This is a genomic window from Prevotellamassilia timonensis (assembly GCF_900106785.1).
Lineage (GTDB): Bacteria > Bacteroidota > Bacteroidia > Bacteroidales > Bacteroidaceae > Alloprevotella > Alloprevotella timonensis.
In genome coordinates, this window is the sequence record NZ_LT629843.1 from 100360 (window position 1) to 126464 (window position 26105).

The following is a 26105-nucleotide window of genomic DNA, read 5'->3' on the forward strand; positions in this document are numbered from 1 at the left end:
AAATAAGACAATACACAATACCGCTCAATATATGGCTAAGAAGAAACAAGAAACAGCAAGCTTGATAGAAACCTTTGCTGAGTTTAAGCAAAACAAAAATATTGACCTCACCACCATGGTGGGTGTGCTCGAGGAGAGCTTCCGCAGCGTGATAGCCAAAATCTTTGGCTCTGACGAGAACTTTGACGTGATTGTAAACCCCGACAAGGGCGATTGCGAAATTTACCGCAACCGCGTGGTGGTGAACGACGACGAGGTGGAAGACCCCAACAAGCAAATATCATTGAGCGAGGCACAAAAGATTGATGCCACCTACGAGGTGGGCGAAGATGTGTCTGAAGAGATTCATTTTGCCGACTTCGGACGCCGTGCCATACTGACGCTGCGCCAAACTTTGGCCAGCAAAATTCTCGAGCTGGAACACGATGCCCTCTATAATAAATATAAGGACCGCGTGGGCGAGCTTATCACTGCCGAGGTGTACCAAACCTGGAAGAGCGAGACACTGCTCATGGACGAGGAGAAGAACGAGCTCTACCTGCCCAAATCGCAGCAAATACCCCGTGACTTCTTCCACAAGGGCGACGCCGTGACAGCCGTTATCGACCGTGTGGACAACACCAATGGCAATCCTAAAATCTACCTCTCGCGCACATCGAACGATTTCTTGCGCCGTTTGCTCGAGAACGAGATACCCGAAATTGCCGACGGTGCCATCCGCCTCTGCCGCATTGCCCGCATTCCGGGCGAACGCGCCAAGATAGCCGTTGAAAGCTACGACGACCGCATCGACCCCGTGGGCGCCTGTGTTGGTGTGCGCGGCAGCCGTATACACGGTGTGGTGCGCGAGTTGCACAACGAAAATATCGATGTGATCAACTTTACCAACAACACAGCCCTGTTCATACAGCGTGCCTTGAACCCCGCACAGGTGTCGAACGTTGTGCTGCATGAAGAGGAGCGTAAAGCCGAGGTGTACCTGCGTCCTGCCGAGGTAAGTCTGGCTATTGGTAAGGGTGGTATGAACATCAAGCTGGCCTCGATGCTCACCGAGTACACCATCGACGTGTTCCGTGAGGTTGAGGGCGAAGAAATGACCGAGGATATCTACCTCGACGAGTTTGCCGACGAAATAGACCAGTGGGTGATTGACGCCATCAAGGGCATCGGTCTCGAAACCGCCAAGGACGTGCTCAACGCACCCCGCGAAATGCTCATCGAAAAGGCCGACCTCGAAGAGTCTACCGTCGACGAAGTATTGCGCGTGCTGCGTGCCGAGTTTGAGAACGACGCACCCCAGGCACCCGCTGCCCAACCAACTGCTGAGGCTCCGGCCGACGCTAACGAGCCTGCTGCAGAGCCGGCAGGCGAGGAGAGCTAATGCACAACGCGTAAGTCGGGCGGCGCACACATGCTAAAGCACATAATCACGCAGCCGGTGTGGAGTCTTTTTAAGGCAAAGCATAATCAGCCAGCAAGGCCTGAGCCTTGAAAACTCCACCCCCGTGCGGCGCGCTATGGCCGCTGTGGGGCATGCCAGCTCACTTACCTATGTTGAGACAATCGCATTAGCAAACCTTACTAACATTATTGCATGAGTATCAGATTAAATAAAGCTATCAAAGAATTTGGCGTCGGCTTGCAGTCAATCACCGACCTCCTGAAGGAAAAAGGAGCACCCGTGGCAAGCAACGACCCTAACCAAAAGCTTGACGACAAGCAGTACGAACTACTTAAGAATGCCTTCAGCGCCGACAAAACGCTGCGCGACAAGGCTGAGGAACGTATGCAGGACCGTCAGGAAAAGAAACGCTCTGCCAAAACGCGCAAGGCCGAGGAAACCATGGTTGAAACGGTGGTGCCCGAAGTAAAGGGACCACACATTGTGGGCCACATCGACCTCGATGCCAAACCCGCCAAGGCACAGAGCAACACACAATCTGCCAACAACACAAAAGCCGAGGCTCCAAAAGCTCCGGCTAAAAGCATAAATAAGCCCCAGGCTAACGCAGCCACTGCTGCAAACACCCCCGCAGCCCCTGCCCAAAAGACTGAGGCCGAGGAAGCAGTGCCGGCACATGCCAACAAGCAAACTACTTCCAACCCCCAAAACATGAACCAAAGCACTACCGAAAACACCAAAGTACAACGCGAAGAGCGCGCCAAAGCCATTGGCGAGGAGGAAGACGGTGTGTTCAAACTCCACCCCCAGGTTGAAATTACTGGTCCCAAGGTGCTCGGCACCATTGATCTCAGTGCCATTAACTCTACTACACGACCCAAAAAGAAGTCGAAGGAGGAGCGCCGCCGCGAACGCAACAACAAGCAGGGGGCTGCCGGACAGAACGGGCAGGCACAGGCCGGCGGACAGCGCAAAAAGCGTAACCGCATTGGCAGCGAACGTGTCGATGTGAACAATGCTGCCAACCAGCCCAAGCAGAATGGCAACAACAATGGCAAGAAGCGCAACCAGCAGGGTGCCAACGGTCAGAACGGACAGAACAACCGCAACAACCAACAGGGCGCTGCCAATGGCAAGAGTGCCAACAAGAACCGCAACCGCCGCGCCAAGGAGCAGCAAAAGGTTGAGGTGAGCGAAGAGGACGTGGCCAAGCAGGTAAAGGAGACACTGGCACGCCTCACCAGCAAGCAAAAGGGTGGCAAGGGCGCCAAGTACCGTAAGGAAAAACGCGAACAGCAGCACCAGCGTGCTGAGGAGGAACGCCGCGAGGCCAAGGCCGAGAGCAAAGTGCTCAAACTCACCGAATTTGTAACTGCCAACGAGCTGGCGCAAATGATGGACGTGCCTGTGACAAAGGTTATTGCTACCTGCATGAGCATTGGCATCATGGTGAGCATCAACCAGCGTATGGACGCCGAAACCATCGACCTCGTGGCCGAAGAGTTCGGTTTCAAAACAGAATATGTGGCCGCCGACGTGCAAGAGGCCATTGCCGAGGAGGAGGATAGCCCCGAAGACCTCGAACCACGCGCACCGATTGTTACCGTCATGGGTCACGTTGACCACGGTAAGACATCGTTGCTCGACCACATTCGCAAGTCGAATGTCATTGCCGGCGAGGCTGGCGGTATCACCCAGCACATTGGTGCCTACAATGTCACACTCGACAACGGTCGCCACATCACCTTCCTCGACACACCGGGTCACGAGGCATTTACCGCCATGCGTGCCCGTGGTGCACAGGTGACGGATATCGCCATCATTATCATTGCTGCCGATGACGACATCATGCCCCAGACCAAGGAGGCTATTGCACACGCCACCGCAGCCAATGTGCCCATCGTGTTTGCCATCAACAAGGTGGACAAACCGCACGCCAACCCCGACAAAATTAAGGAGGGACTGGCTGCCATGAACTTCCTAGTTGAGGAGTGGGGCGGTAAGTACCAGAGCCAGGACATCAGTGCCAAGAAGGGTACGGGTGTGAAGGAACTGCTCGAAAAGGTGCTGCTCGAGGCAGATATGCTTGAACTCAAGGCCAACCCCAACCGCAAGGCTACGGGTACGGTTATCGAGTCGTCACTCGACAAGGGTCGTGGTTATGTGGCCACTATCTTGGTGTCGAACGGTACGCTCCACCAGGGCGACATCGTGCTGGCAGGTACCAACTATGGTCGTGTGAAGGCCCTCTTCAACGAGCGTGGCCAGCGCATCGACAATGTAGGTCCCTCAATGGCTGCCACATTGCTCGGCTTCAATGGCGCTCCGCAGGCCGGTGACCAGTTCCACGTGATGGAGACTGAACAGGAGGCCCGCGAAATTGCCAACAAGCGCGAACAACTGCAGCGCGAGCAAGACTTGCGTACCCGTGAGGTGCTCACGCTCGAAAAGATTGGCAAACGCCTCAAGATGGGTTCATATCACGAGCTCAACATCATTGTCAAGGCCGACGTGGACGGTTCGGTCGAAGCTTTGGCCGACTCGTTTATCAAGCTTTCTACCGAGAATATTGTGGTGAAGGTTATCAACAAGGGTGTGGGCCAGATAAGCGAGAACGATGTAACACTTGCAGCTGCCTCAGAGGCCATTATCATTGGTTTCCAGGTGCGTCCGTCACAGCAGGCCCGCAAATTGGCCGAGCGCGACGGTGTCGAAATCCGTCAGTACTCAGTCATCTACGATGCCATTGAGGACGTCAAGGTGGCCATGGAGGGTATGCTCGAACCTGTTATCAAGGAGGAGGTTACTGCCAACATCGAGGTGCGCCAGGTTTACCACATCAGCAAGGTTGGTTATGTGGCAGGTTGCTACGTGATCGATGGCAAGGTGAAGCGCAGCGACAAGGCCCGCGTCATTCGCGATGGTATTGTAATCTTTACCGGCGAAATCAATGCGTTGAAACGCTTTAAGGACGATGTGAAGGAGGTTAGCACCAACTTTGAGTGTGGTATATCTCTCACCAACTGCAACGATATTAAGGAGGGTGACATGATTGAAACCTTCCAGGAAATTGAGGTTAAGCAGAAACTGCAGTAAATGCTCATGAATGAACACGTATTAGTCTCGTCAGGGCTTGTTCGTGCATCATTCTGTTGAGAATTATATAGTATTTTTATGTGCGAGTGCAGACTACGTTTGCACTCGCACATTGTTTGTTATGGGCTGCACTCTGAAGAATTACAAACACTAATGGGGGCGACGCGTCTCGCGTCGGGGAAATATGCTGCTATTATTTAGTAGAGTTCGTATTGTATTCTTTCATTATCCCGACGCGAGACGCGTCGCCCCCATTAGAGCTTGCGTTTGGTGGTAGCGTTGAGTGATAGCGCTTGGTGCTTGAATCCATTCGCATGGCTACGTTTCACTGAACAGCAACAATTTATAAAAAGGCCAAGACGAGAAAGTTGCACTTGGGGGGCTTTTACTATACTACAACAACTTACACACCGAGTATCTTGCATCTTACACTAACACACTGCAACTTATTGATTATCAATACTTTGATTAGTGTAAGATACTACAAATTCTACCTACACACAACCTACACAGCCTACATGCTGCCACACAGCACAAGCACGGGAGGACGATATCACAGAATAGGGGAACAGAAAAGTCTGTTGCTCCGACAGAATTCTCTACGTCCCTGTGGCGTAAACCCCACCGCATACGTCCAAACCGACTGTGAGGCAGCGGGGGGAGTGTGTAAGATGTATGCAGGGGAGTGTAAGATACTTTGAAATCATCTTACACTCTTGAAACGTCTGTATATCAACTTGTTACGTACAAAAAGTGTAAGATGGCAGTAAAAACACACGCACCCTTTTACAAGAGGGGTGAGGGCAAGGGGGCAAATATTTGTGTACAAATTGTACACTTTTTTTGATGGGAGCAATGTCTTGGTGTTACCTTTGCAGCACTTTACTTTTGTTTCAAACCAAATTGTATTGACTACCATGAAACGAATGCTTAACAAAATGCTGCGCTATGCCGATGCCATTGTGAAACGTGGCGTTGACAAACTGATTGACACTATCGCGCATAACCCGGAACCACAAACTAAAAACACCGAAACACCCCAGCCGCAAAAACGCATGGGCAACAACACTGACTGCGGTCTGACAGAACAAGCCATTACGCTTATGGACGAACAGTGCGACATTAGCTATAATGTGCTTGACCGCACGCCCGAAGTGCAACGGCGCGACCAGGCGGACAAAGGGTTTGTGCTCGTGAACAAACTGGTGCGCAACACCATGGTGACCGCGTCATTCAACGGCGCAGAAAGTGATGGAATCAGGATATTGTGGTGCTCTGTGAGATTTGCCGCTAACGCGGAGAACATAAGGACAAAAGGACAGAAGAACAAAAGATATAACGCTTGTGTTAGCCGCTTACCGCGGAAAACATAAGCAACATAAGTTTTCTCTAAAAAAGGATTATGAGTATCCTAAGTAACACACGAAATCCCAATATTCGTTTTCTATACAGCGCAAATATCCAGTCTCTCCAAAATTGAAGAGACGACACGTATGTAAAAAGGTATTTTTCTCTTCTAGCTCGAAGCTATACGTGGGCATCCACAAGTATCCAAGGCTTTGGCTAATTTACAAGGACGGAGTCGAACTACCAGAAACTTAATAGCCTTGCAATGGAAACTTATTGTTACAGCTTGCACTAAGCAAGCTGAGTACAATCTTTAGCAACAGACTTTTGGGGTTCAAAGTCCTTGTATGAAACATTGAATTTCAGAATGTGCCAAATGCACACAAGTATTTTTCTGGCCACAGCTACCACTACTTTCAACTTGAATTTCTTCCTCACTTGTGTGTGAAATGCGTAAAACTTAGAGAAGTAACAATCTTTCGTTCTTGATGCAGCCCATGCGCATTGAACACTGGCAATTCTGATGAATCTGTTCCCGTGAGTAATCTTGTTCGATTTGATTTTCTTGTTACTTTCGTCATTTCTTGGGTTGAAACCGCACCAAGAGACGAGATGTTTGGCACTCGGGAACGCATTTACGTCTGGACCTATCTCGGCAAGGACTGTCAGGGCGGAACGCTCGCTTACACCCGGGATTGTCTGAAGGTTCTTCATCTGTTCCTCAAACTCCCTGTTGCAGATTTCCCGCATTTTTTCAATGCATTTGTTCTTGTTATCCTCCAATAAGGCTGATTCTGCAACATATTGTGCAAGCATGTCTATTTCAGCTTCGGAAACGACACCTGTAAGTGCTGCCAGTATCGTATCCTCGCCATGCTTGTTTATAATGCGTTTGTGTACGAGCATAAGTAGTTCTTGCGGTGAAGTTACACCTTCAGATATACGCTTGACAACATTTTTGTAACTCTTGCAATCTGTATTGGACACATAGTTACTCAAACGAATATTACAGCGCTGCAATATCGCATCAATCTTGGAATACTTTCTTACTAATTCCGCATTCAACTCGAATATTCGTCTGTCGTACAAGCGGAGTTGTTGGATTAAAGGAGGTGGAATAAAGCTTCCACGAATTAGTTCCTTCATGACGCATTCCGCAATCCATTGAGCATCCTTGACATCACTTTTACGCCCAGGAAGTTGCTTAATAAAGTAAGGATTAACCAACTTGAGTTCAAATGAATCAACAAGTACGCGCCAGATGGGAATCCAATACACACTTGTGCTTTCCATTGCGACTTCGCTGACTTCGTTTTCTGCCATAAAATCGCGCATGGAATCGAGTTGTGGAGTCAAAACGCCGTATACGCGTTCTATTTTCTCCCCGTTTTCTCGCAAAATACAGAGATATACACTATCTTTGTGCACATCAAGCCCTGCTACAGTTTTCATAAGCTTTTAATTTAATTAGGCGTTAGAGCCTGTTTTCCCACAAATATACGGGATTTTGGCAACATTTGCCAATATAGGAAACTGAAGCGGGCTTGATTTATGTTTTGCTGCGGTCCCTTTTTTATCTCGTGGGCATGTGATTGGAAATTCTCATCTTAATTTACACAAGATACACAAAAGGCCGCTGCGCGGCTGGCCACGGACTAACGTCCGCGTGGCCCAAGAAACATAAGGGCTGACGCCGTAGCGAGCCGCTAACGCGGAGAAGATAAGGACGCAAGTCCATGCCCGTATGTTTTGAAACTCTTCTGTTCTTATGTCCTTATGTTCTCCGCGTTAGCGGCAGATTTCATAACTTACAAGCACTGTATCTATTATTATTTGATTATCAGTATTATACGCTCTAAACATAACCTTACCAAAAGTTACTCCTTGCTTGAATAGATGTTGTTCCTTGGGAATAGAAAGCAATGGGTACATATAGGCAGACAAACGGTAGTAACCGATGTGGGAAAGATAATGCAGAGCCTTTTCCTCATCGGTTATCTCCATACCTCTTGTTTTGAGTAGCTGCACTAACTCATGGGGTGTGGCATATGTTTTTATAAACGGAATTCTTGTTGCCATATACCCATAAAAACAAAAACGACCCGCACATTTGAGCATCGTTGAGAGGCTTGGCGGGTTCTCGTGTTGCAAAGATACGAATAATCATTGATAATGCAAGCTTTTCAGCAGGAGGAATCACGTAAAAGTGGAATATCTTTGACATATTTATATTTAACAATGTTAAATCTTAGCTTAAAACCATACTTTACCAAGCAACCAAAGTGGTTTCCGAGATAAAAGTGTTACATTTGTGACGTCTATATCCATACCGGAAGCCCTGATGGGTAGAGGTTGGGCAGACATATACATAGTAAAAGGCGTATCTGACGCTTTGGTTTTGACGATTCGTGAACTTCGCAAACTCATTTGTCAGTCAAGAACAAAGCAACAAGAAACGTCTCATGGGTGTATTGTATACAGCCCTTATTGGCTTCGGTTGCATTTCGCATCCGTTGCCAAGAAAGGGTATTTATATACTTACACATACGTGGGGCTTTCGGTGTTGCTCGTTTCGGACTGACAGGGCAATGCGAAGGCCTACGAATCGTGGAACGAGTGACAGACTGGCTCCACGTTCTTTTATTTTGTATATTCGCCAATAAAAAATTAACCCTGCTGTGGTAGCCAGGCAGTCATCTTTTAAAATAACACAAGATGAAGAGATTTTTATTCGTTACCGCAGCATTGCTCGTAATGTCGGTATCATTCTGTTTCGGTCAGTCCAGAGAGGACATTAAGGCAAGTATCGACCGTTGTGCAAAATTGGAGAAACTTTGCTCTAAGCAGCCAAAGCAAACTGGAGTTGCAGAGGTTGACACCTATGTACAGGATGTTTACAATGCAGCCAAGTGTTCCGCTGCGTCATCAGCTCAACTCCAAGACCTTTATTATCGTCAGATTGGCGAGACGAAGGATGGTGTTACAGACGTAAGCATCAAGAAACCTACTGTAGAAGAACTTGTTGCGTTGAGCGCAACTCTAACTGCAGAAGGTGTTTCTATCGCTAAGGCTGCGAAAGGTGCAGAAGCTGCAGCCAAGGCATCTTCTACTAACAAGAATCCAATGAAATTAGCTAAGATAGCATCAGCTCTCGCCTTTACAAAAGATGCTTACCCTGTCTTGCTTGAAGAGTCAAAGGCGAAGATCGCAGCCATCAAGCAGATGATTGAAACAGCAAAAACTGCAAAGAATCTGTAATGGGAAATTATCGCATTTTATATGCGGTCATACTTGCGTGTATCCTTTGTGGGTATACGCAAGTTTCATTAGCAGCCGATGACCGCCCTGTCGTAGGCGTAACTCAGTTTACCTGCGATGAAGATAGTCCATACACAGGACTTGTAACAGAGAAAGTTGTGGAAATGCTGACTAACACTCACCGCTTTGTTGTAGTTGACAGAACAAGTCGCGATAAAGTAGTTGATGAACTTGAACTACAGAAGAGCGAGGCTTTTCTCGACAGCCATAATCTTGCAGAACAAGGTGCGGCTGTTGCTGCCGAACAGTTGGTAACAGGACATATTGTTAAGATACCAGTTTATCGCATGAAGAACAGTGACGGAAGCACACGTGGTTATAAAGCAAGTGTAGCATTTCAGTTGAAAGTTGTTGACGTAGAGACAGGCGTAAGCAATGAGGCACAGAGTTTTGATGGAAAATGCAGTAAGGAAATGCTGTCGCCAGAGAGTGCTGTTACAGCAGCCATGCAAAACCTGCAATCCGACATATATGAATATTTCCGTATCAATTTCCCCGTCAAGGGAAAAGTCTTGAAAACGATAGATAAAAGCACGATACTTCTCAACGTTGGCAAGGAAGCTGGAATCAAGGTCGGTGATACGTTTACGATAGAATCAGTAGAGATGCTTGATGGCAAACCTTATCCGTCTGAACTTGGAAAAGCCAAGGTGACAAAACTCTCTGGAGAGTCATTCGCCGAATGCAGCGTGTCACGCAAAGTCATTATCGCTATTGATAATAGTAAAGCTTCTCACAATTTAGTTCGTTGTAACTTAATTATCAAAAAATGAGTCTGAAAAGAATAGCAATAATATTATTGGGACTGTGTGCTTTCTGCTGCACATGGGCACAAAGCATAGAGTCACAAGTCACTTCATTGCCTACGGCACGCCCCAAAATTATGGTCATACCATATACAATGCAAGGTGAAGACATACGTACCGTTTTGGAGAATGACGTGAATAAGCGTATCGCTTTAACCAAAATAAAGGAAGCATTCGATCAAAGGGGGTATACTACAGTTGATTTTTTTGCAAAGGTAAAAGCCTTGTCAAAAGCAACCGCATTAGGCAATACCCAACAACAGGATGTCAAGACTATGATTATACAACAGTCTGATGCAGATGTTTATGTCGAAGCGGAAATAAACCTGTTGGAATCTCCTTCTGGCAATGCCATGAAAGTAATCCTGTCTGGTTATGAAACCTCTACTGCAAATTCGCTTGCCAATGCAGTTTGCGAAAGCGGTAAGTTTTACACCGATGACTATGGTAAACTTACATCAAGAGCTGTCGAGGCAGGGATGGACAAATTCTTGAACACCATGCAGGAGAAACTGATAGACATAGCTGAAAACGGACAATCCATAGCGGTAACAGTCGGCATTGACGAGGCATCATCTCGCTCTATGTCGCAAGAGGTTGGCGCAGACGGTCTTGCTTTGTCCGATGCCTTGGAAATGTGGGTGGAAGAAAATGCCTATAAAGGCAATTACCATATCCAGGGAACAACCGACAAGCAGATGCTCTTCGACGATATTCGCATACCGCTAAAAGACGAGAACGGAAGAACGTATAATATCAATAAGTTTGGATTGAAGTTGTTGACATTTTTCAGGAATCTTGGAATCAAGATTGAGAGAACTACAAGCAACAATATGCTAATTGTAACCATTAAATAACGGGAGTGTGTATTATGAGAAAAGTCTTGCTTACATTGACAATCTTGTTGACTTCTTATGCAACTATTTTCGCACAAGGAATAGAAATAGCCTTTGCTCTTCCTGTTGGTAATTGCCAATTAAGTGATAATACGGCAAAGATGCTGAGGAGCAAGTTCTTGCCAGCCATGACTGAAAGTGGAGTTGAAACAGCCGAAGTAAGTACCATTGCCATAAAGCCAGAGATTAGTTTCGTTAACAAACAAGTTGTTGAAGGCGGTATGAGGAATATACATACAAGCGACATACAATTCAATTTTGTCTGTACCAATCTTGCCACAAGTACAACTTTTGCAAGTTGTGTCGTTACAGTACGTGGGGAAGGATTCTCTGATGATGACGCAATAAAAAATGCCATTTCTAAATTGTCTGCCCAAGACAAACGTCTAACAGACTTTGTGAATAAGGCAAAAGATAAAATCATAGATTACTATCAGCATAATCTTAATTCTGTTATATCACGTGCTCGCACTTTTGCCAATATTCAACAATATGGTGAGGGACTGGCTCTGTTGTTTTCTTGTCCTGCGACAATCTCAGGCTACACAAAAGTCAATAACGAGATAACTACAATTTATCGTCAATACCAAACGCAGGAATGTAATAATGTCATTCAGAAAGCTCGGGCTGAATTCTCTAATGGTAATTTTGATGCAGCAGTCGAATATCTGCAACAAATAGACATGACAAGCTCTTGTGCTACTGAAGCCAAACAACTATGCATGCAAATCAAGCAAACTAAAGATGCAGAAGCTCGGCGGGCAGTTGAACTCATCGAAAGGCAATCACAACGTGAGGCGGATCTTGAAAAAACTAGAATAAAAGCGGCACGTGATGTGGCTGTTGCTTATTGTAAAAGAAGAAGTGATGTGTATTTTATTTGGTAACATCATTGGTGTATTCGATTAGATGTGAGAAGCCTATATGATTTTATTGCCGTCCGGTAAAACCACTCTGATATTATAGCACTAAGTTTGCATTTTAGCGGCTCAGGCTCAGCTTCGCTTCGCCGCTTTCAACTGCAAACTTAGTGCTATAGTAATATATTGCTTTCTGGTAAAACATAAGGGCTGACGCCGTAGCGAGCCGCTAACGCGGAGAACATAAGAACAAAAGAACATAAGAACATAAGTGCTTCAAGACATACGGGCATGGACTTGCGTCCATGTGCCCTCAAGAACAGAAGGGCTACGCCGTTACAACCTTAAGCGTCATAAACAAGAAAACAATTGCATTAAACGCTAAGGCGTAGCCCTTCTGTTCTTGAGGGCACATGGACGCAAGTCCATGCCCGTATGTCTTGAAACACTTCTGTTCTTATGTTCTTTTGTTCTTATGTCCTCCGCGTTAGCGGCAGATTTCATAACTTACAAACAAAGAAACGGCACTATATGGCGCACCCGACAAACCCTGTGGAGTAGGCCGTGCAGATGCTAACCCAAAACTGTTGCTAAACGATACATGAAGAATGGTATGTCTATGACTCCTTTTACTTGTGCACGAAAGCATTTGATCTTTGAGTTCAACGATTCAGCTGAAGCGTTAGTCTTACGTCCGTCAAAGTAGTTCAGGATTTCATCCTCATAGAATCTGATGGTATCGCGTACGGACTTGATTTCACGCAGAGTGCAGGAAGCCACTTTCTCATACCACCCCTTGAAATTCTGTTTGGCAGTCTCCTTTGTGAGTTTCTTGTTTCTGAATATGGCTCTAAGGGAGTTGATCAGATTGTATGCTTCTTCAAGTTTTGGGTAGAGTGCGAAAAGTATCTTCGCACGCTTTTTCTGCGTTGCGCTCCACTTCTCTCGGCTCATGGACAATTGCTTGCGACATCGTGTCTGTGCCTCTACAAGAGTCTCGCCATTTTCAAGCCTTTTGGGTTCAAAGCGAGTGTTCAGCCTCATAGGCTTTCTTCCGCGCTTGCTCTTCTTCCAGTTCTTCCCATGCCTTTTCCTCATTCGCTCGCGGTAAGCCTTTCTCTGCGCTGCCAGATTTTCGAGGTATTTGCGAAACTCTGCCTTCTGTCTGTTCGCCTCCTTTACGGCTTTTCGTTTCAGGCGCAGGCGTATCTCTTCGCAGCCCTCTCCACCGCGTTTTACGACATGGAAGCAGTCACGTATGACTGTGGCTTTAGGGAATGCCTCTCGGGCTATGACACGCATGCAATCTGAGAGATCCATCGTGATATTCTCAACCATTTCACGCTTATCTGCAGGTAGTTGCATGAGAACCTTCAGTACGTCAGCAGGATTCGTTCCCTTGACTACTGCTATGATTGCACCCTTGCGACCATGGGCATCCTTGTTGTGAACGATAGTGTACAGTTCGCCCTGGAGGGAGGTCTCGTCTATGCCTTGCTCCTTACCTACGTTTTGCGGAATAAGAATCCACTTGGATGCGTGATCCTTCTGCTCCCACGTCTCGAAGTTACTCAGGGCGTCCTTGTATCTTTTGGCAAACGTGGAGCTGTTAATCATGTACGTATAACCAATCTGACGAGCGGTTATCGTCTCAGAGTCCATTCGCCCTCTTTAAAAAAAGCGCGAAGTCCTTCGCGTATCGAGTGCCCTTATGCTTCAGTTCAAACTCCTTGTCAAGGTCAACACTTCTTGTTGTGCCATCCGGCATTGTCCAACGCCTTCTTCGTATGTGAAGTACCGCCTTCTTGTCTCGGGCTGGATAGTCAAGTAAACATGATTCTTCCCCAAAACCATTGCTCACGGAATCCTTCATGTCTGGTGTGCGATTGTCGCGCTCATCCAGATAGATGTGAAGCTCTGTTGTGTAAAGAACATCCTTGTCCAGAGTACGCTGTGTTGCAAAGTCTGTCACCTCGAAATATTTAAGAACTCCTTCGGGGAGGAAATATGAGGCGAGGCCCTCATACATATTTTTATTGCCATTCTGATTCATAGTGCAAAGGTACTACTTTTGGGCAATCATGTATCGTTTGGCAACTCAGTTTTTGGGTTAGCATCTGCACAGCCCTCCACAGGGTTTGTCGGGTGCGCCCANNNGGCGCACCCGACAAACCCTGTGGAGTAGGCCGTGCAGATGCTAACCCAAAACTGTTGCTAAACGATACATGAAGAATGGTATGTCTATGACTCCTTTTACTTGTGCACGAAAGCATTTGATCTTTGAGTTCAACGATTCAGCTGAAGCGTTAGTCTTACGTCCGTCAAAGTAGTTCAGGATTTCATCCTCATAGAATCTGATGGTATCGCGTACGGACTTGATTTCACGCAGAGTGCAGGAAGCCACTTTCTCATACCACCCCTTGAAATTCTGTTTGGCAGTCTCCTTTGTGAGTTTCTTGTTTCTGAATATGGCTCTAAGGGAGTTGATCAGATTGTATGCTTCTTCAAGTTTTGGGTAGAGTGCGAAAAGTATCTTCGCACGCTTTTTCTGCGTTGCGCTCCACTTCTCTCGGCTCATGGACAATTGCTTGCGACATCGTGTCTGTGCCTCTACAAGAGTCTCGCCATTTTCAAGCCTTTTGGGTTCAAAGCGAGTGTTCAGCCTCATAGGCTTTCTTCCGCGCTTGCTCTTCTTCCAGTTCTTCCCATGCCTTTTCCTCATTCGCTCGCGGTAAGCCTTTCTCTGCGCTGCCAGATTTTCGAGGTATTTGCGAAACTCTGCCTTCTGTCTGTTCGCCTCCTTTACGGCTTTTCGTTTCAGGCGCAGGCGTATCTCTTCGCAGCCCTCTCCACCGCGTTTTACGACATGGAAGCAGTCACGTATGACTGTGGCTTTAGGGAATGCCTCTCGGGCTATGACACGCATGCAATCTGAGAGATCCATCGTGATATTCTCAACCATTTCACGCTTATCTGCAGGTAGTTGCATGAGAACCTTCAGTACGTCAGCAGGATTCGTTCCCTTGACTACTGCTATGATTGCACCCTTGCGACCATGGGCATCCTTGTTGTGAACGATAGTGTACAGTTCGCCCTGGAGGGAGGTCTCGTCTATGCCTTGCTCCTTACCTACGTTTTGCGGAATAAGAATCCACTTGGATGCGTGATCCTTCTGCTCCCACGTCTCGAAGTTACTCAGGGCGTCCTTGTATCTTTTGGCAAACGTGGAGCTGTTAATCATGTACGTATAACCAATCTGACGAGCGGTTATCGTCTCAGAGTCCATTCGCCCTCTTTAAAAAAAGCGCGAAGTCCTTCGCGTATCGAGTGCCCTTATGCTTCAGTTCAAACTCCTTGTCAAGGTCAACACTTCTTGTTGTGCCATCCGGCATTGTCCAACGCCTTCTTCGTATGTGAAGTACCGCCTTCTTGTCTCGGGCTGGATAGTCAAGTAAACATGATTCTTCCCCAAAACCATTGCTCACGGAATCCTTCATGTCTGGTGTGCGATTGTCGCGCTCATCCAGATAGATGTGAAGCTCTGTTGTGTAAAGAACATCCTTGTCCAGAGTACGCTGTGTTGCAAAGTCTGTCACCTCGAAATATTTAAGAACTCCTTCGGGGAGGAAATATGAGGCGAGGCCCTCATACATATTTTTATTGCCATTCTGATTCATAGTGCAAAGGTACTACTTTTGGGCAATCATGTATCGTTTGGCAACTCAGTTTTTGGGTTAGCATCTGCACAGCCCTCCACAGGGTTTGTCGGGTGCGCCCACTATATCCTAACTTCATTACTTTTCTGCGCCATCACATTGCACCTCAGCAGAGCAAAGTGAAAAAATCATGTTTTTCACTTTGTTCTGCATTCGGTTTGCACTAACTTTTCTTCCGTCAAGTTAGGCTGCGGTTCGGAATTGAAAATGAAAGTTTTGAAACTTTCATTTTGCACTTCGCTCACCTTGCACTAACTTTTGCTTTGCTCAAGTTAGGCTGCACCTCAGCAGAGCAAAGTGAAAAAATCATGTTTTTCACTTTGTTCTGCATTCGGTTTGCACTAACTCTTCATTCGTCAAGTTAGGCTGCGGTTCGGAATTGAAAATGAAAGTTTTGAAACTTTCATTTTGCACTTCGCTCACCTTGCACTAACTTTGCATCAATAATACTACAAAGAATAAAGATGGAATATAATTTCAGAGACATTGAACAGAAGTGGCAGAAGACTTGGGCCGCTGAAAAGACATATCATGTGGAGATAGATGAGCAAAAAAATAAGTTTTATGTGCTCAATATGTTTCCCTATCCTTCAGGCGCCGGCCTTCACGTAGGTCACCCTCTGGGTTACATCGCATCAGACATTTATGCACGCTATAAGCGCCAATGTGGCTACAATGTGCTTAACCCCATGGGGTATGATGCCTATGGTCTGCCTGCTGAACAATATGCCATTCAAACAGGACAACACCCGGCTGTAACAACCGAGACAAACATCAAACGCTATCGCGAACAGCTGGACAAAATAGGTTTCTCGTTTGACTGGGACCGCGAGGTGCGTACCTGTGACCCTAAATACTACCACTGGACACAGTGGGCCTTTGAGCAGATGTTTAACCACTTCTACTGCAAAAAGTGCGAAAAGGCACAGCCTATAAGCAAACTTATCAAGAAGTTTGAAACTGAGGGCAGCGCCTGCACCGCACACCTGGCACAGAGCGAGGAACTGCACTTTACTGCCGACGAATGGAAGCAGATGAGCGAGGTGGAGAAGCAACAGGTGCTGATGAACTACCGCATTGCTTATCTCGGCGAAACAATGGTGAACTGGTGTCCGAAACTCGGCACCGTGCTGGCCAACGACGAGGTGGTGGACGGCGTGAGCGAACGCGGCGGCTACCCTGTGGTGCAGAAGAAAATGAAGCAGTGGTGCCTGCGTGTGTCGGCATACGCACAGCGCCTGCTCGATGGCCTTGATAAAATAGACTGGACAGACTCGCTCAAGGAGACACAACGCAACTGGATTGGTCGTAGCGAGGGTACCGAAATGCAATTCTCGGTGAAGGACAGCGATGTGAAGTTCACGATCTTTACCACACGTGCCGACACTATTTTTGGCGTAACCTTCATGGTGCTGGCTCCTGAGAGCGAACTCGTGCAGCAACTCACCACCGAAGCGCAAAAGGCTGAGGTGAATGCCTATCTTGATGCTACCAAAAAGCGTACAGAGCGTGAGCGCATTGCCGACCGCCGTGTGACGGGTGTGTTTACGGGCGCTTATGCCATCAACCCCTTTACGGGCGACGAAATACCTGTGTGGGTGAGCGACTATGTGCTGGCTGGCTATGGCACAGGTGCCATTATGGCCGTGCCTGCCCATGACTCGCGCGACTATGCCTTTGCACGCCACTTTGATTTGCCCATCGTACCGCTTATTGAGGGTGCCGATGTGAGCGAAGAGAGCTTTGACGCCAAGGAAGGCACCGTGATGAACTCGCCTGCCGATGGCAAGCAAACGCTTAATGGCTTCACACTCAATGGTTTGAGCGTGAAGGAGGCTATTGCTGCCACTAAGAAGTTTGTAACCGAAAATAACTTGGGTCGCGTTAAGGTGAACTTCCGTTTGCGCGACGCCATCTTCTCGCGTCAGCGCTATTGGGGCGAACCATTCCCCGTATATTATAAGGATGGTATGCCGCAGATGGTGCCCGAGGCGTGTCTGCCGCTCGAATTGCCCGAGGTAACCAAATTCTTACCTACCGAAACTGGTGAACCGCCCCTTGGCAACGCCACCCGTTGGGCTTGGGACACTGAGGCCAACTGTGTGACCGACAACAGCCGCATTGACAATAAGACGGTGTTCCCCCTCGAACTCTCTACCATGCCAGGCTTTGCCGGTTCGTCGGCTTACTACCTGCGCTATATGGACCCCGCCAACGATACGGCACTCGTGGGCAAGCAGGCTGATGAATATTGGCAGAATGTGGACCTGTATATCGGTGGTTCGGAACACGCTACGGGACACTTGATTTACAGCCGTTTCTGGGACAAGTTCCTCTTCGACCTTGGTGTGTCGTGCAAGGACGAGCCATTCCAAAAGCTTGTTAACCAGGGCATGATACAGGGCCGCTCCAACTTTGTGTACCGCATAAAGGACACCAACACCTTTGTAAGCCTTGGACTGAAGGACCAGTACGACACCACGCCAATACACGTGGACGTGAACATTGTGCACAACGATGTGCTCGATGTGGAAGCCTTCAAGCAGTGGCGTCCCGAATATGCCACAGCAGAGTTTGTGCTCGAAGATGGCAAATATGTGTGCGGTTGGGCTATTGAAAAGATGTCGAAGTCGATGTACAATGTGGTCAACCCCGACATGATTGTAGAGAAGTATGGTGCCGACACCCTGCGTCTTTACGAAATGTTCCTTGGCCCCATCAACCAAAGCAAGCCTTGGGACTCAAACGGCATTGACGGCTGTTTCCGTTTCTTGCGCAAGACTTGGAACCTCTTCTATCCCAAGAATGGCGAATGGGCGGTGACCGATGCCGAACCTACCAAGGAGAATCTGAAAACACTGCACAAACTCATCAAAAAGGTGAGCGAGGACATTGAGGTGTTCTCATACAACACGTCTATCCCCGCCTTTATGATAGCCGTGGGCGAACTGGCCCAGCAAAAGTGCACCAGCCGTGCCGTGCTCGAGCAGGTGGTGGCACTCCTTGCCCCGTTTGCCCCCCACATTGCTGAGGAACTGTGGCACACCCTTGGCCACACCACCACGGTGTGCGATGCCGAGTGGCCCAAGTATGACGAGCAGTATTTGAAGGAGGACACTCAAACCCTCTCTATCTCATTCAATGGCAAGACACGCTTCACGCTCGACTTCCCTGCCGACGCCACCAAAGAGGCCATTCAAGAGGCAGCCCTGACATCAGAGCAGGCTCAAAAGCACCTCGAAGGCAAACAAGTGGTGAAGGTGATTGTGGTGCCCGGTCGCATTGTAAACATTGTAGTGAAGTAACACCCTCAACTCATGCGCCGGCGGCATGCTGCCGGCGCATGATAAGTAGGTATTCAAAATTAGTTTATATAATCATGTTCAGAATTAGTCGATATGCCTTGGCGCACTCTTTCGCCCATAAACATAGGTTTCATCGGTCACGTAGCCCGCTACGCTCCCTCTTCAACCTATGTTTCTGAACGAAATACTGCACCAATTCATATCAACTAATTTTGAACACCTACTTAAAATACCTTTTACAACATTGGTTACCAAATTCAAAACGACGATTGCGCAGGACATTCGCGACTACGTAATCATCACCATTGGCTTGATAATGTATGCCATGGGGTTCACTTGTTTCCAACTGCCTTACGAAATTACCACAGGTGGTTTGGCCGGTGCGGCAGCAGTGATATTCTATGCCACGGAGTTCCCCGTGCAATACACCTTTTTTGCTGTCAATATCCTGTTGTTGTGCGTGGCCGTCAAGGTGTTGGGTTGGCGTTTTTGCCTTAAAACCATCTACGCTGTGTTCATGCTCACCTTCTTGTTGGGCATTGTGCAAGAAATCATGATTCATCTTGGTCAGACGCACCCCGACATGTTTCCCGACATCAACCCGCGCAGCCATCTGCCACAGGTAGTGCAAGGCAATGCCTTCATGTCGTGCATATTGGGTGCAGCCATTGAGGGCGTGGGCATAGGTTTTGTATTCCTGCACAACGGCTCAACCGGCGGCACCGACATCATAGCCTCTATTATCAACAAGTACAAGGACGTGACGCTGGGACAGATGATGATGCTTTGCGACATCATTATCATCACCACTGCTTTCTTCCTGCCCGATGGCGATGTGGACAAGTTGCTCTACGGCTACTGCACGCTCATCATTGTCAACCTCATGCTCGACTATGTGGTTGACCGGGGCCGCCAGTCGGTTCAGTTCTTAATATTCTCGCGTAAATACGACGACATTGCAGCGGCCATTAGTGCCACACACCGCGGTGTGACGGTGCTCGACGGTCAGGGCTGGTATACCAAGGAAGAGCGCAAAGTGCTTGTAGTATTGGCCAAAAAACGTGAGAGTACAAATATTTTCCGCATCATTCAGAGCATAGACCCCAATGCCTTTGTTTCGCAGTCGAAGGTAATCGGCGTATTTGGCGAGGGCTTTGACCGCATCAAGGTAAAGGCCAAACCTCAGGGCGATAAGGAATAAGGGAGCATGGGAAATTTTGCAAACAACCAGAGAGAACAACAGAAAAGGGAGGAACGTGAGAGTACTGCGCGAGAAGTTCTGGGTAAAACCCTTCACGATTTGGGCAAGACCAGTTTTGCCGTCATGGTGGTTGGAAATATGATGGTGTTGTTTGGTGCAGAAGGTGCATCGTTAAAGCAGTATGCTGCTTCGGTGTTGGGCGTCATTCTAACATTTTGGTTCATCTATTTAGGAAATAAAATCATAAAGCACAAATGAACGGTTTGATTATATCTTTCGCTGTCACGTTAGTAGCCTTGGCCATCTTCACCCTGTGGCTTAATACGCGGAGTGGCAAAAAATGGCTGAAAGAGCTCTAATGCCGACAGGTTGACAGTTTGGCTATGCCTTGAAAGTAGACAAAATAAGAACGAGGCAGCATCATGTATGGCTGTCTGCTTAATATCGTAATATCGCACATCATGCAACAACAAACAGCCTCGTTGGTGTTTGCCACCAACAATGCGCATAAATTGTCTGAGATACGTGCCATCTTTGGCGACAAGCTCAACATACTGTCGCTGGCAGACATCAACTGCCACGACGACATACCCGAAACAGCCGACACGCTTGAGGGCAATGCCCTTATCAAGGCGCGTTGGGTGAAGGAACGTTATGGCTACGACTGCTTTGCCGATGACACTGGGCTGGAAGTGACGGCTCTGGGCGGTGCACCAGGTGTGCACACGGCACGTTATGCCTATCCCGACCGCCACGACCCCGAGGCTAACACTGCCAAACTGCTGGCAGCCTTGTCAAATGCCGACGACCGCACGGCACAGTTCCGCACAGCCATAGCTTTGATACAGAATGGCGAGGAGCACGTGTTCGAGGGCGTGGTACGTGGCGAAATAGCTACCGAAAAGCGCGGTACCGAAGGTTTTGGCTACGACCCCGTGTTCATGCCAGAGGGCATGGGTAAAACCTTTGCCGAACTGGGCGTGGAGGTGAAAAACCGCATATCACACCGTGCGCGCGCCGTGGCCAAACTTGTTGACTTTTTGAATCGTTAAATAGCAGAGAGAAAGTTGAGGAGAGCGACAAGCACCCTGTGTTTCAGTCTGATGGACTGAGAGCGCTTGGTGTGGTTTTCTCTCGGGCTTTCTCTCTGACTTTTTTTGCAATACAGACTATTAAGTTATATGAAAATATCACGTCTCATATTATTGGCAGCCATGTTGTCAGCCGCACCGGCAGCCATGCCCGTTGCGGCAAGCAACGACTTGCAGTCGGCATCGCGCTGGAGTTACTATCTGTCGTACCACAATGCCACCCAAACCCTTGCTGTGGGCAATGTGGTGTACACCCTGTTCAACGGCAATTTGCTGGCTTACGATGCCGAAACGCAGAGCAGTTACGAAATAGACAAACTGTCGTGCGGCCTGGTGCGCAAGGGCATTAGCAGCATAGGGTGGTCCGACAGCCAAAAGTGTATTGTGGCCTTGTACGACGACAACAGCGTCGACCTCATCTATCCCGACAAGGGCGATGGGGCGACGGGGCGTTTCAGTGTGTTCAACATACCGCAGATAAAGAACTACATTGACGACCAGGTGACAACAAGCCGCATGAATGTGTATGGCGACTGGGCTTGCATTGTGGCCAACAAGGGCGTGATTGTGGTCAACTTGAAAGACCGTACCATACAGGGCTATTACCAGATAGGCTCCGATGTGATCGACGCCATAGTGGTAAACGGACGGGTGTATGCCGCCAGGAGCAACCAGGTGGTATGCGGTAGCATGACGGCTGGCAACCCCTACAACTACGACGACCCCAACCAATGGAAACCCGTGCTTACCGAACACGTGGTGGGCGGCTTTGTGGGCAGTCAGGCCGGTGTGTATATCATGGAAACCGGCGGCATATATTTGATGCAGGAGGCTGCCGACGGCACACCGAGCTGTACCAAAATATCAAGTATCGAGCATGTATTGGCCGGTTCGGCCAATGGCAAATATGTGCAGTTTATCAGTCCGTTGCATGTGGCCGTGCTTGTCGACACCGACTATGCTACCGACAAGGTGGTACTCAATGTAACCACCCCCAATGGGCGCACGGTGCCGAGCATCACACGCACCGCTGGCGGCACGCTCTACTTTGCCGAACAGTACGACGGACTGAATGCCTACAACCTGCCAGCCTCTGAAAAAGGAAGTACCGTGGAACTGCCTGCCGCTGCGGGCAAGGTAGGCGACTTCGGACCGCGCCACAAGGAAAGTTACGACCTAAAAGTGGTGGACGGCGGTTTGTATGTGTCGGGAGGCTTGTTCGGCACCGAGGGCTGCGAGGGCTTTTTGGGTTATTATGACGGGCAGACATGGAGCGACATGGACGAGGACAATGTGACAGCCAGGCTGAAGGAAGTGCACAACCGTGCACCATATTATATGTCGATGATAAATATTGACGTCGACCCGGCTGACGCCACCCATGTGCGCGCAGTAAGTTATGGCGCAGGTGTGCTCGACTACAAGGACGGCAAAATTGCCAACATCTATAACTGCAGTACCACCAACGACGTGTTGGCCAGTGCCACATCGAATGAGGCAACCAAGAATGGTCGTGTACTTGTGGGAGGTGGCACTTTCGACAGCGAAGGCAACTATTGGGTGTGCAACAACCGTTCGCACACCCTGTTGGCCGTACAGACACGTGGCGGCGACTGGCAACCGGTGCCATGTGAGGCACTGGACGGACACAAACGTGCCGAAAAGATATTGTTCGACTCGCGTGGCTGGGCCTGGGTGAGTGTGCGTCTGACCACCAGCTCGCAGACCAGTGGATTGGGGGCTTTCGACTTTAGCGGCACCATCAACAGCACGTCCGACGACCGCTCGGCTTTCCGCCATACAGTGTATAACGAAGACAACGCGCCTTGCGACATTCGCGAGGTGAAAACCATTGCCGAGGACCAGAATGGCCGCATTTGGTTTGGCTGCACCACGGGCGTGTATATGATAGATGACCCCGATGCGTGGTTCTCAGACAACCGCTGCTATGCCGTACAGCCCAAAGTGCCGCGCAACGATGGCACCAACTATGCCGACTACCTGCTCAATGGCGCCAATGTGTCGGCCATCGTGGTGGACGGCGGCAACCGCAAGTGGATTGGCACCGTGGGGGCTGGCATCTACCTCGTCAACGAGGACGGCACCGAGGTGCTTGGCCATTGCACGGCGGACGATTCGCCATTGATATCGAATGTGGTCAACGACATGGCCCTCGACTCTAAAACTGGCAAACTGTACATTGCCACCGAAGATGGACTTTGTGCCTACGACACCGGCGTGACAGAGGCACAGCCCTCTTTGCACAAAAACAACATCAAAGCATATCCCAACCCCGTGCGTCCTGAATACAGCGGCGACCTTACCATCACCGGCCTGACAGAGAATGCTGAGGTTAAAGTGCTGAGCAGTGCGCAACAGTTAGTAGCCCGTGGCAACAGCGTGGGCGGCTCATGGCAATGGGACTTGTCGCAACAAAACACGGGCCAGCGCGTAGCTCCCGGTGTGTACTACATCATGGTGGCTACAGCCGATGGCAAAACAAGTGTGGCCACCAAGGTGGTGGTGATGTGATGTTAGCAAACAAGTTGACGGGTTAACAAGTTGACGGGTTAACGGGTAAGTTTGTCAAGCTTTTAAGATCCTTACCAGTCTGACTTTGACATAACAAGTAGAGTACTGCATACTTACCCGTAAACCCGTCAACTTATGAACTTGTCAACCCGTAAACTTGTCAACTTTTCAACTTGTAAACTCGTCAACCCGTATGGAATCGTTTATATCCGACCTTGCGCTCATACTCATCTCGGCAAGCCTCGTGACGCTGGTGTTCAAGCGTCTCAAGCAACCATTGGTGTTAGGCTATATTGTGGCTGGCTTTTTAGCAGGGCCACACATGCCTTATACCCCCAGCGTGAGCGATATGAGCAGCATACACACATGGGCCGACATAGGCGTCATATTCTTGATGTTTACGCTCGGCCTCGAGTTTTCGTTCAAAAAAATAGTCAAGATGGGCATCGGCCCCGTCATAGCCGCTTGCAGTGTCATGTTCTGCATGATGAGTGTGGGCAACATGGTAGGGCACCTGTTTGGCTGGGGCAGCATGAACAGTCTGTTCCTTGGCGGCATGCTTGCCATGTCCAGCACCACCATCATTTACAAAGCCTTTGACGACCTCGGGCTGCGGCAGCAAAAGTTTGCGGGCGAGGTGCTCTCCGTACTCATCTTAGAGGACATACTCGGCATATTGCTCATGGTAGTGCTCAGCGCATTAGCCGTGTCGCGCCAGTTTCAGGGTATGGAACTCGTAGGCAGCCTTTTCAAACTTGGCTTCTTCCTCATACTATGGTTCGTGGTGGGCGTGTACATCATACCCATATTTTTGCGCCGCACCCACCGGTTCTTGAACAAGGAGACACTCCTTGTGGTGAGCATCGGACTCTGCTTTCTGTTAGTCGTCATAGCCGGCAAGGTCGGTTACAGTTCGGCCTTCGGGGCCTTTATGATGGGAAGCATCTTGGCCGAGACGGTAGAGGCCGAAAAGATTGAGCGCGTGGTGTCACCCGTCAAGGACCTCTTTGGAGCCATATTCTTTGTGTCGGTGGGCATGTTGGTCGACCCCGCTGTGCTGGTCGCCTATTGGCTGCCCATAGTGGTGCTGTGCATCGCCATCATTGTGGGGCAGGCCGTGTTTGGCACCACCAGCTTCTTGCTTTCGGGCCAACCCCTGCGCATCGCGGTGCAAGGCGGTTTCTCGTTGGCACAAATCGGTGAGTTCGCCTTTATTATAGCCTCGCTTGGCATATCGCTCGGCGTGACAAGCGACTTCCTTTACCCCGTAGTGGTAGCTGTCAGCATTATCACAACTTTCTTCACCCCCTACATGATAAGGGCCGCTCAGCCTGCATGCCGTCTGCTTGAACGTGTGGTGCCGCAAAATGTGATGCACCGCTTGATGGAACGCGGCACACATGCCGGGGGCCAATCTGCTGTTGCAGCCACCGATGGTGTGTGGAAACGCCTGCTCATGGCTCTGGTCAGCCAGGTGGGGGCCTACCTTACCCTCAGTGTAGCCGTCATACTCATATCCTTCACTGTGTTGCTACCCTTGTGCCGCGGCGCATTAGGCCATTGGCCGGGCAATGTGGCGTGCGGCCTGCTCACAGTGTTAGTGGCTTCGCCCTTTTTGCGCGCCATCGTCATGCGCAAAAATCATTCTGACGAATGGAAACAGTTGCGCCGCCGCAGCCGCATGAACCATGTCGGGCTGTGGGTTACATTTGGTGTGCGATATGCACTGGCCACGGCAGCCATATATTATGTCATCAACTTTCTGTCACCCTTCTGGTGGGTATGGAACACACTCGCCTCGGTGCTGATAGTAGCGCTCATCATCGTTTCACGCCACGTCAAGTGGGTCAGCATCAAAATGGAGCGCGTGTTCTTGCAGAATTTGCGCTCGCGCGAGGTGATGGCGCAAACCAATACGGCAGGCGAGCCCGGTTATGCCGGCCGGCTTAACAGCCGCAACATTCACATTGCCGAACTCGAGGTGCCCGAAGACTCCGCTTGGGGCGGGTGCCACCTGCGCCACCTTGGGTTCAGCCACCACGACGGGGTGATGATAGCTGCCATTGTGCGTGGCAGCCACCGCATCAATGTGCCCGATGGCGACACCATGATATTTCCGGGCGACCGCATCGAGGCCATTGGCAGTGACGAAAGTTTGCAGCTTTTTCAGCAGCGCATGAACCACGAACTGGCTGTGCTGCCGCAAACCGCAAGCAAATTATTGCTGCGCCGCCTGCTCGTACGCGAGGGCAGTCCGCTCATAGGTACCGCGCTACGCGACAGCGGCATACGCTCAGAGTATCACTGCATGGCAGTAGGTTTTGAAGACGCCGATGGCAATATCGAACCCGCCACAGCCGAACGCGTCATTGTGCGCCACGATGCCATTTGGGTTGTGGGCGAGGACGACTCGCTGCACACTCTGTTGCACAACATGATGCCGCCAAAGACAGCACAAAATTCTAAGTAGCTGGTTCTGAATTATTTATACATTGAAGGAGACATCTGCGCCTCGGGAGCGAGCTTTCAATGTAA

General features: G+C 49.2%; 19 protein-coding genes. 13 read left to right on the plus strand and 6 right to left on the minus strand.

Going from position 1 to position 26105, the window contains the following annotated elements; all coding sequences use genetic code 11:
* Window positions 1–31: 31 nt before the first annotated feature.
* The 3 genes from nusA (at window position 32) to BQ5453_RS04550 (ending at window position 5871) form a co-directional block, all read left to right on the plus strand.
* Complete coding sequence (gene nusA, locus BQ5453_RS04540) at window positions 32–1381, plus strand: transcription termination factor NusA (protein WP_022102784.1); 1350 nt, start codon at window positions 32–34, stop codon at window positions 1379–1381.
* 213 nt (window positions 1382–1594) lie between these two features.
* Window positions 1595–4498: a translation initiation factor IF-2 gene (infB, locus tag BQ5453_RS04545; RefSeq protein ID WP_071122313.1), complete on the plus strand. Its 2904-nt coding sequence runs from the start codon at window positions 1595–1597 to the stop codon at window positions 4496–4498.
* Between the two features lie 917 nt (window positions 4499–5415).
* The gene (locus BQ5453_RS04550; RefSeq protein ID WP_143033292.1) at window positions 5416–5871 is read left to right on the plus strand and encodes a hypothetical protein; all 456 of its coding nucleotides are present in this window, start codon (window positions 5416–5418) and stop codon (window positions 5869–5871) included.
* Window positions 5872–6136: 265 nt separating this feature from the next.
* Here BQ5453_RS04550 and BQ5453_RS04555 read toward each other — a convergent pair whose 3' ends face one another.
* Window positions 6137–7297 (minus strand): IS110 family RNA-guided transposase, encoded by a 1161-nt coding sequence (locus BQ5453_RS04555; RefSeq protein ID WP_071122046.1) that lies wholly within the window; start codon window positions 7295–7297, stop codon window positions 6137–6139.
* A gap of 336 nt (window positions 7298–7633) precedes the next feature.
* Window positions 7634–7924, minus strand: a complete 291-nt coding sequence (locus BQ5453_RS04560; RefSeq protein ID WP_235860026.1) for an Abi family protein — start codon at window positions 7922–7924, stop codon at window positions 7634–7636.
* A gap of 636 nt (window positions 7925–8560) precedes the next feature.
* Here BQ5453_RS04560 and BQ5453_RS04565 point away from each other — a divergent pair.
* From BQ5453_RS04565 to BQ5453_RS04580, 4 genes are all read left to right on the plus strand, one after another.
* Entirely contained in the window at window positions 8561–9103 is a 543-nt protein-coding gene (locus BQ5453_RS04565; protein WP_071122316.1) for a hypothetical protein, read from the plus strand.
* Complete coding sequence (locus tag BQ5453_RS04570) at window positions 9103–9936, plus strand: CsgG/HfaB family protein (RefSeq protein ID WP_071122317.1); 834 nt, start codon at window positions 9103–9105, stop codon at window positions 9934–9936. The genes BQ5453_RS04565 and BQ5453_RS04570 overlap by 1 nt, the downstream gene beginning before the upstream one ends.
* Before the next feature lie 110 nt (window positions 9937–10046).
* Window positions 10047–10826, plus strand: a complete 780-nt coding sequence (locus tag BQ5453_RS04575) for a DUF6175 family protein (RefSeq protein ID WP_262503121.1) — start codon at window positions 10047–10049, stop codon at window positions 10824–10826.
* Window positions 10827–10840: 14 nt separating this feature from the next.
* Window positions 10841–11752, plus strand: coding sequence for a hypothetical protein (locus BQ5453_RS04580; protein WP_071122319.1), 912 nt, complete (start codon window positions 10841–10843; stop codon window positions 11750–11752).
* A gap of 546 nt (window positions 11753–12298) precedes the next feature.
* Here BQ5453_RS04580 and BQ5453_RS04585 read toward each other — a convergent pair.
* The 4 genes from BQ5453_RS04585 to BQ5453_RS04600 all read right to left on the minus strand — a co-directional run bounded on the left by BQ5453_RS04585 (window position 12299) and on the right by BQ5453_RS04600 (window position 15378).
* On the minus strand, window positions 12299–13342 hold the full coding sequence (locus BQ5453_RS04585) for a transposase (protein WP_074027632.1): 1044 nt from the start codon (window positions 13340–13342) through the stop codon (window positions 12299–12301).
* 34 nt (window positions 13343–13376) lie between these two features.
* Window positions 13377–13754, minus strand: a complete 378-nt coding sequence (locus tag BQ5453_RS04590) for an ISAon1 family transposase N-terminal region protein (RefSeq protein ID WP_143033257.1) — start codon at window positions 13752–13754, stop codon at window positions 13377–13379.
* Between the two features lie 168 nt (window positions 13755–13922).
* Window positions 13923–14966 carry a transposase gene (locus BQ5453_RS04595; RefSeq protein ID WP_074027632.1) on the minus strand — a complete coding sequence of 348 codons (1044 nt, stop codon included), beginning with the start codon at window positions 14964–14966 and terminating at the stop codon, window positions 13923–13925.
* Window positions 14967–15000: 34 nt separating this feature from the next.
* Window positions 15001–15378, minus strand: a complete 378-nt coding sequence (locus BQ5453_RS04600) for an ISAon1 family transposase N-terminal region protein (RefSeq protein ID WP_143033257.1) — start codon at window positions 15376–15378, stop codon at window positions 15001–15003.
* Between the two features lie 527 nt (window positions 15379–15905).
* Between BQ5453_RS04600 and leuS the strand changes: the two genes are divergently transcribed.
* From leuS to BQ5453_RS04630, 6 genes are all read left to right on the plus strand, one after another.
* Entirely contained in the window at window positions 15906–18746 is a 2841-nt protein-coding gene (leuS, locus tag BQ5453_RS04605; RefSeq protein ID WP_071122320.1) for a leucine--tRNA ligase, read from the plus strand.
* 244 nt (window positions 18747–18990) lie between these two features.
* Complete coding sequence (locus BQ5453_RS04610) at window positions 18991–19947, plus strand: YitT family protein (RefSeq protein ID WP_071122321.1); 957 nt, start codon at window positions 18991–18993, stop codon at window positions 19945–19947.
* Between the two features lie 6 nt (window positions 19948–19953).
* Window positions 19954–20205: a hypothetical protein gene (locus tag BQ5453_RS04615; protein ID WP_071122322.1), complete on the plus strand. Its 252-nt coding sequence runs from the start codon at window positions 19954–19956 to the stop codon at window positions 20203–20205.
* A 203-nt stretch (window positions 20206–20408) separates the two neighbouring features.
* On the plus strand, window positions 20409–20999 hold the full coding sequence (locus BQ5453_RS04620) for a non-canonical purine NTP diphosphatase (protein ID WP_071122418.1): 591 nt from the start codon (window positions 20409–20411) through the stop codon (window positions 20997–20999).
* A 129-nt stretch (window positions 21000–21128) separates the two neighbouring features.
* Window positions 21129–23570: a type IX secretion system anionic LPS delivery protein PorZ gene (gene porZ, locus BQ5453_RS04625; protein ID WP_071122323.1), complete on the plus strand. Its 2442-nt coding sequence runs from the start codon at window positions 21129–21131 to the stop codon at window positions 23568–23570.
* A 193-nt stretch (window positions 23571–23763) separates the two neighbouring features.
* The gene (locus BQ5453_RS04630) at window positions 23764–26040 is read left to right on the plus strand and encodes a cation:proton antiporter (RefSeq protein ID WP_071122324.1); all 2277 of its coding nucleotides are present in this window, start codon (window positions 23764–23766) and stop codon (window positions 26038–26040) included.
* The last annotated feature ends 65 nt before the right edge of the window (window positions 26041–26105 follow it).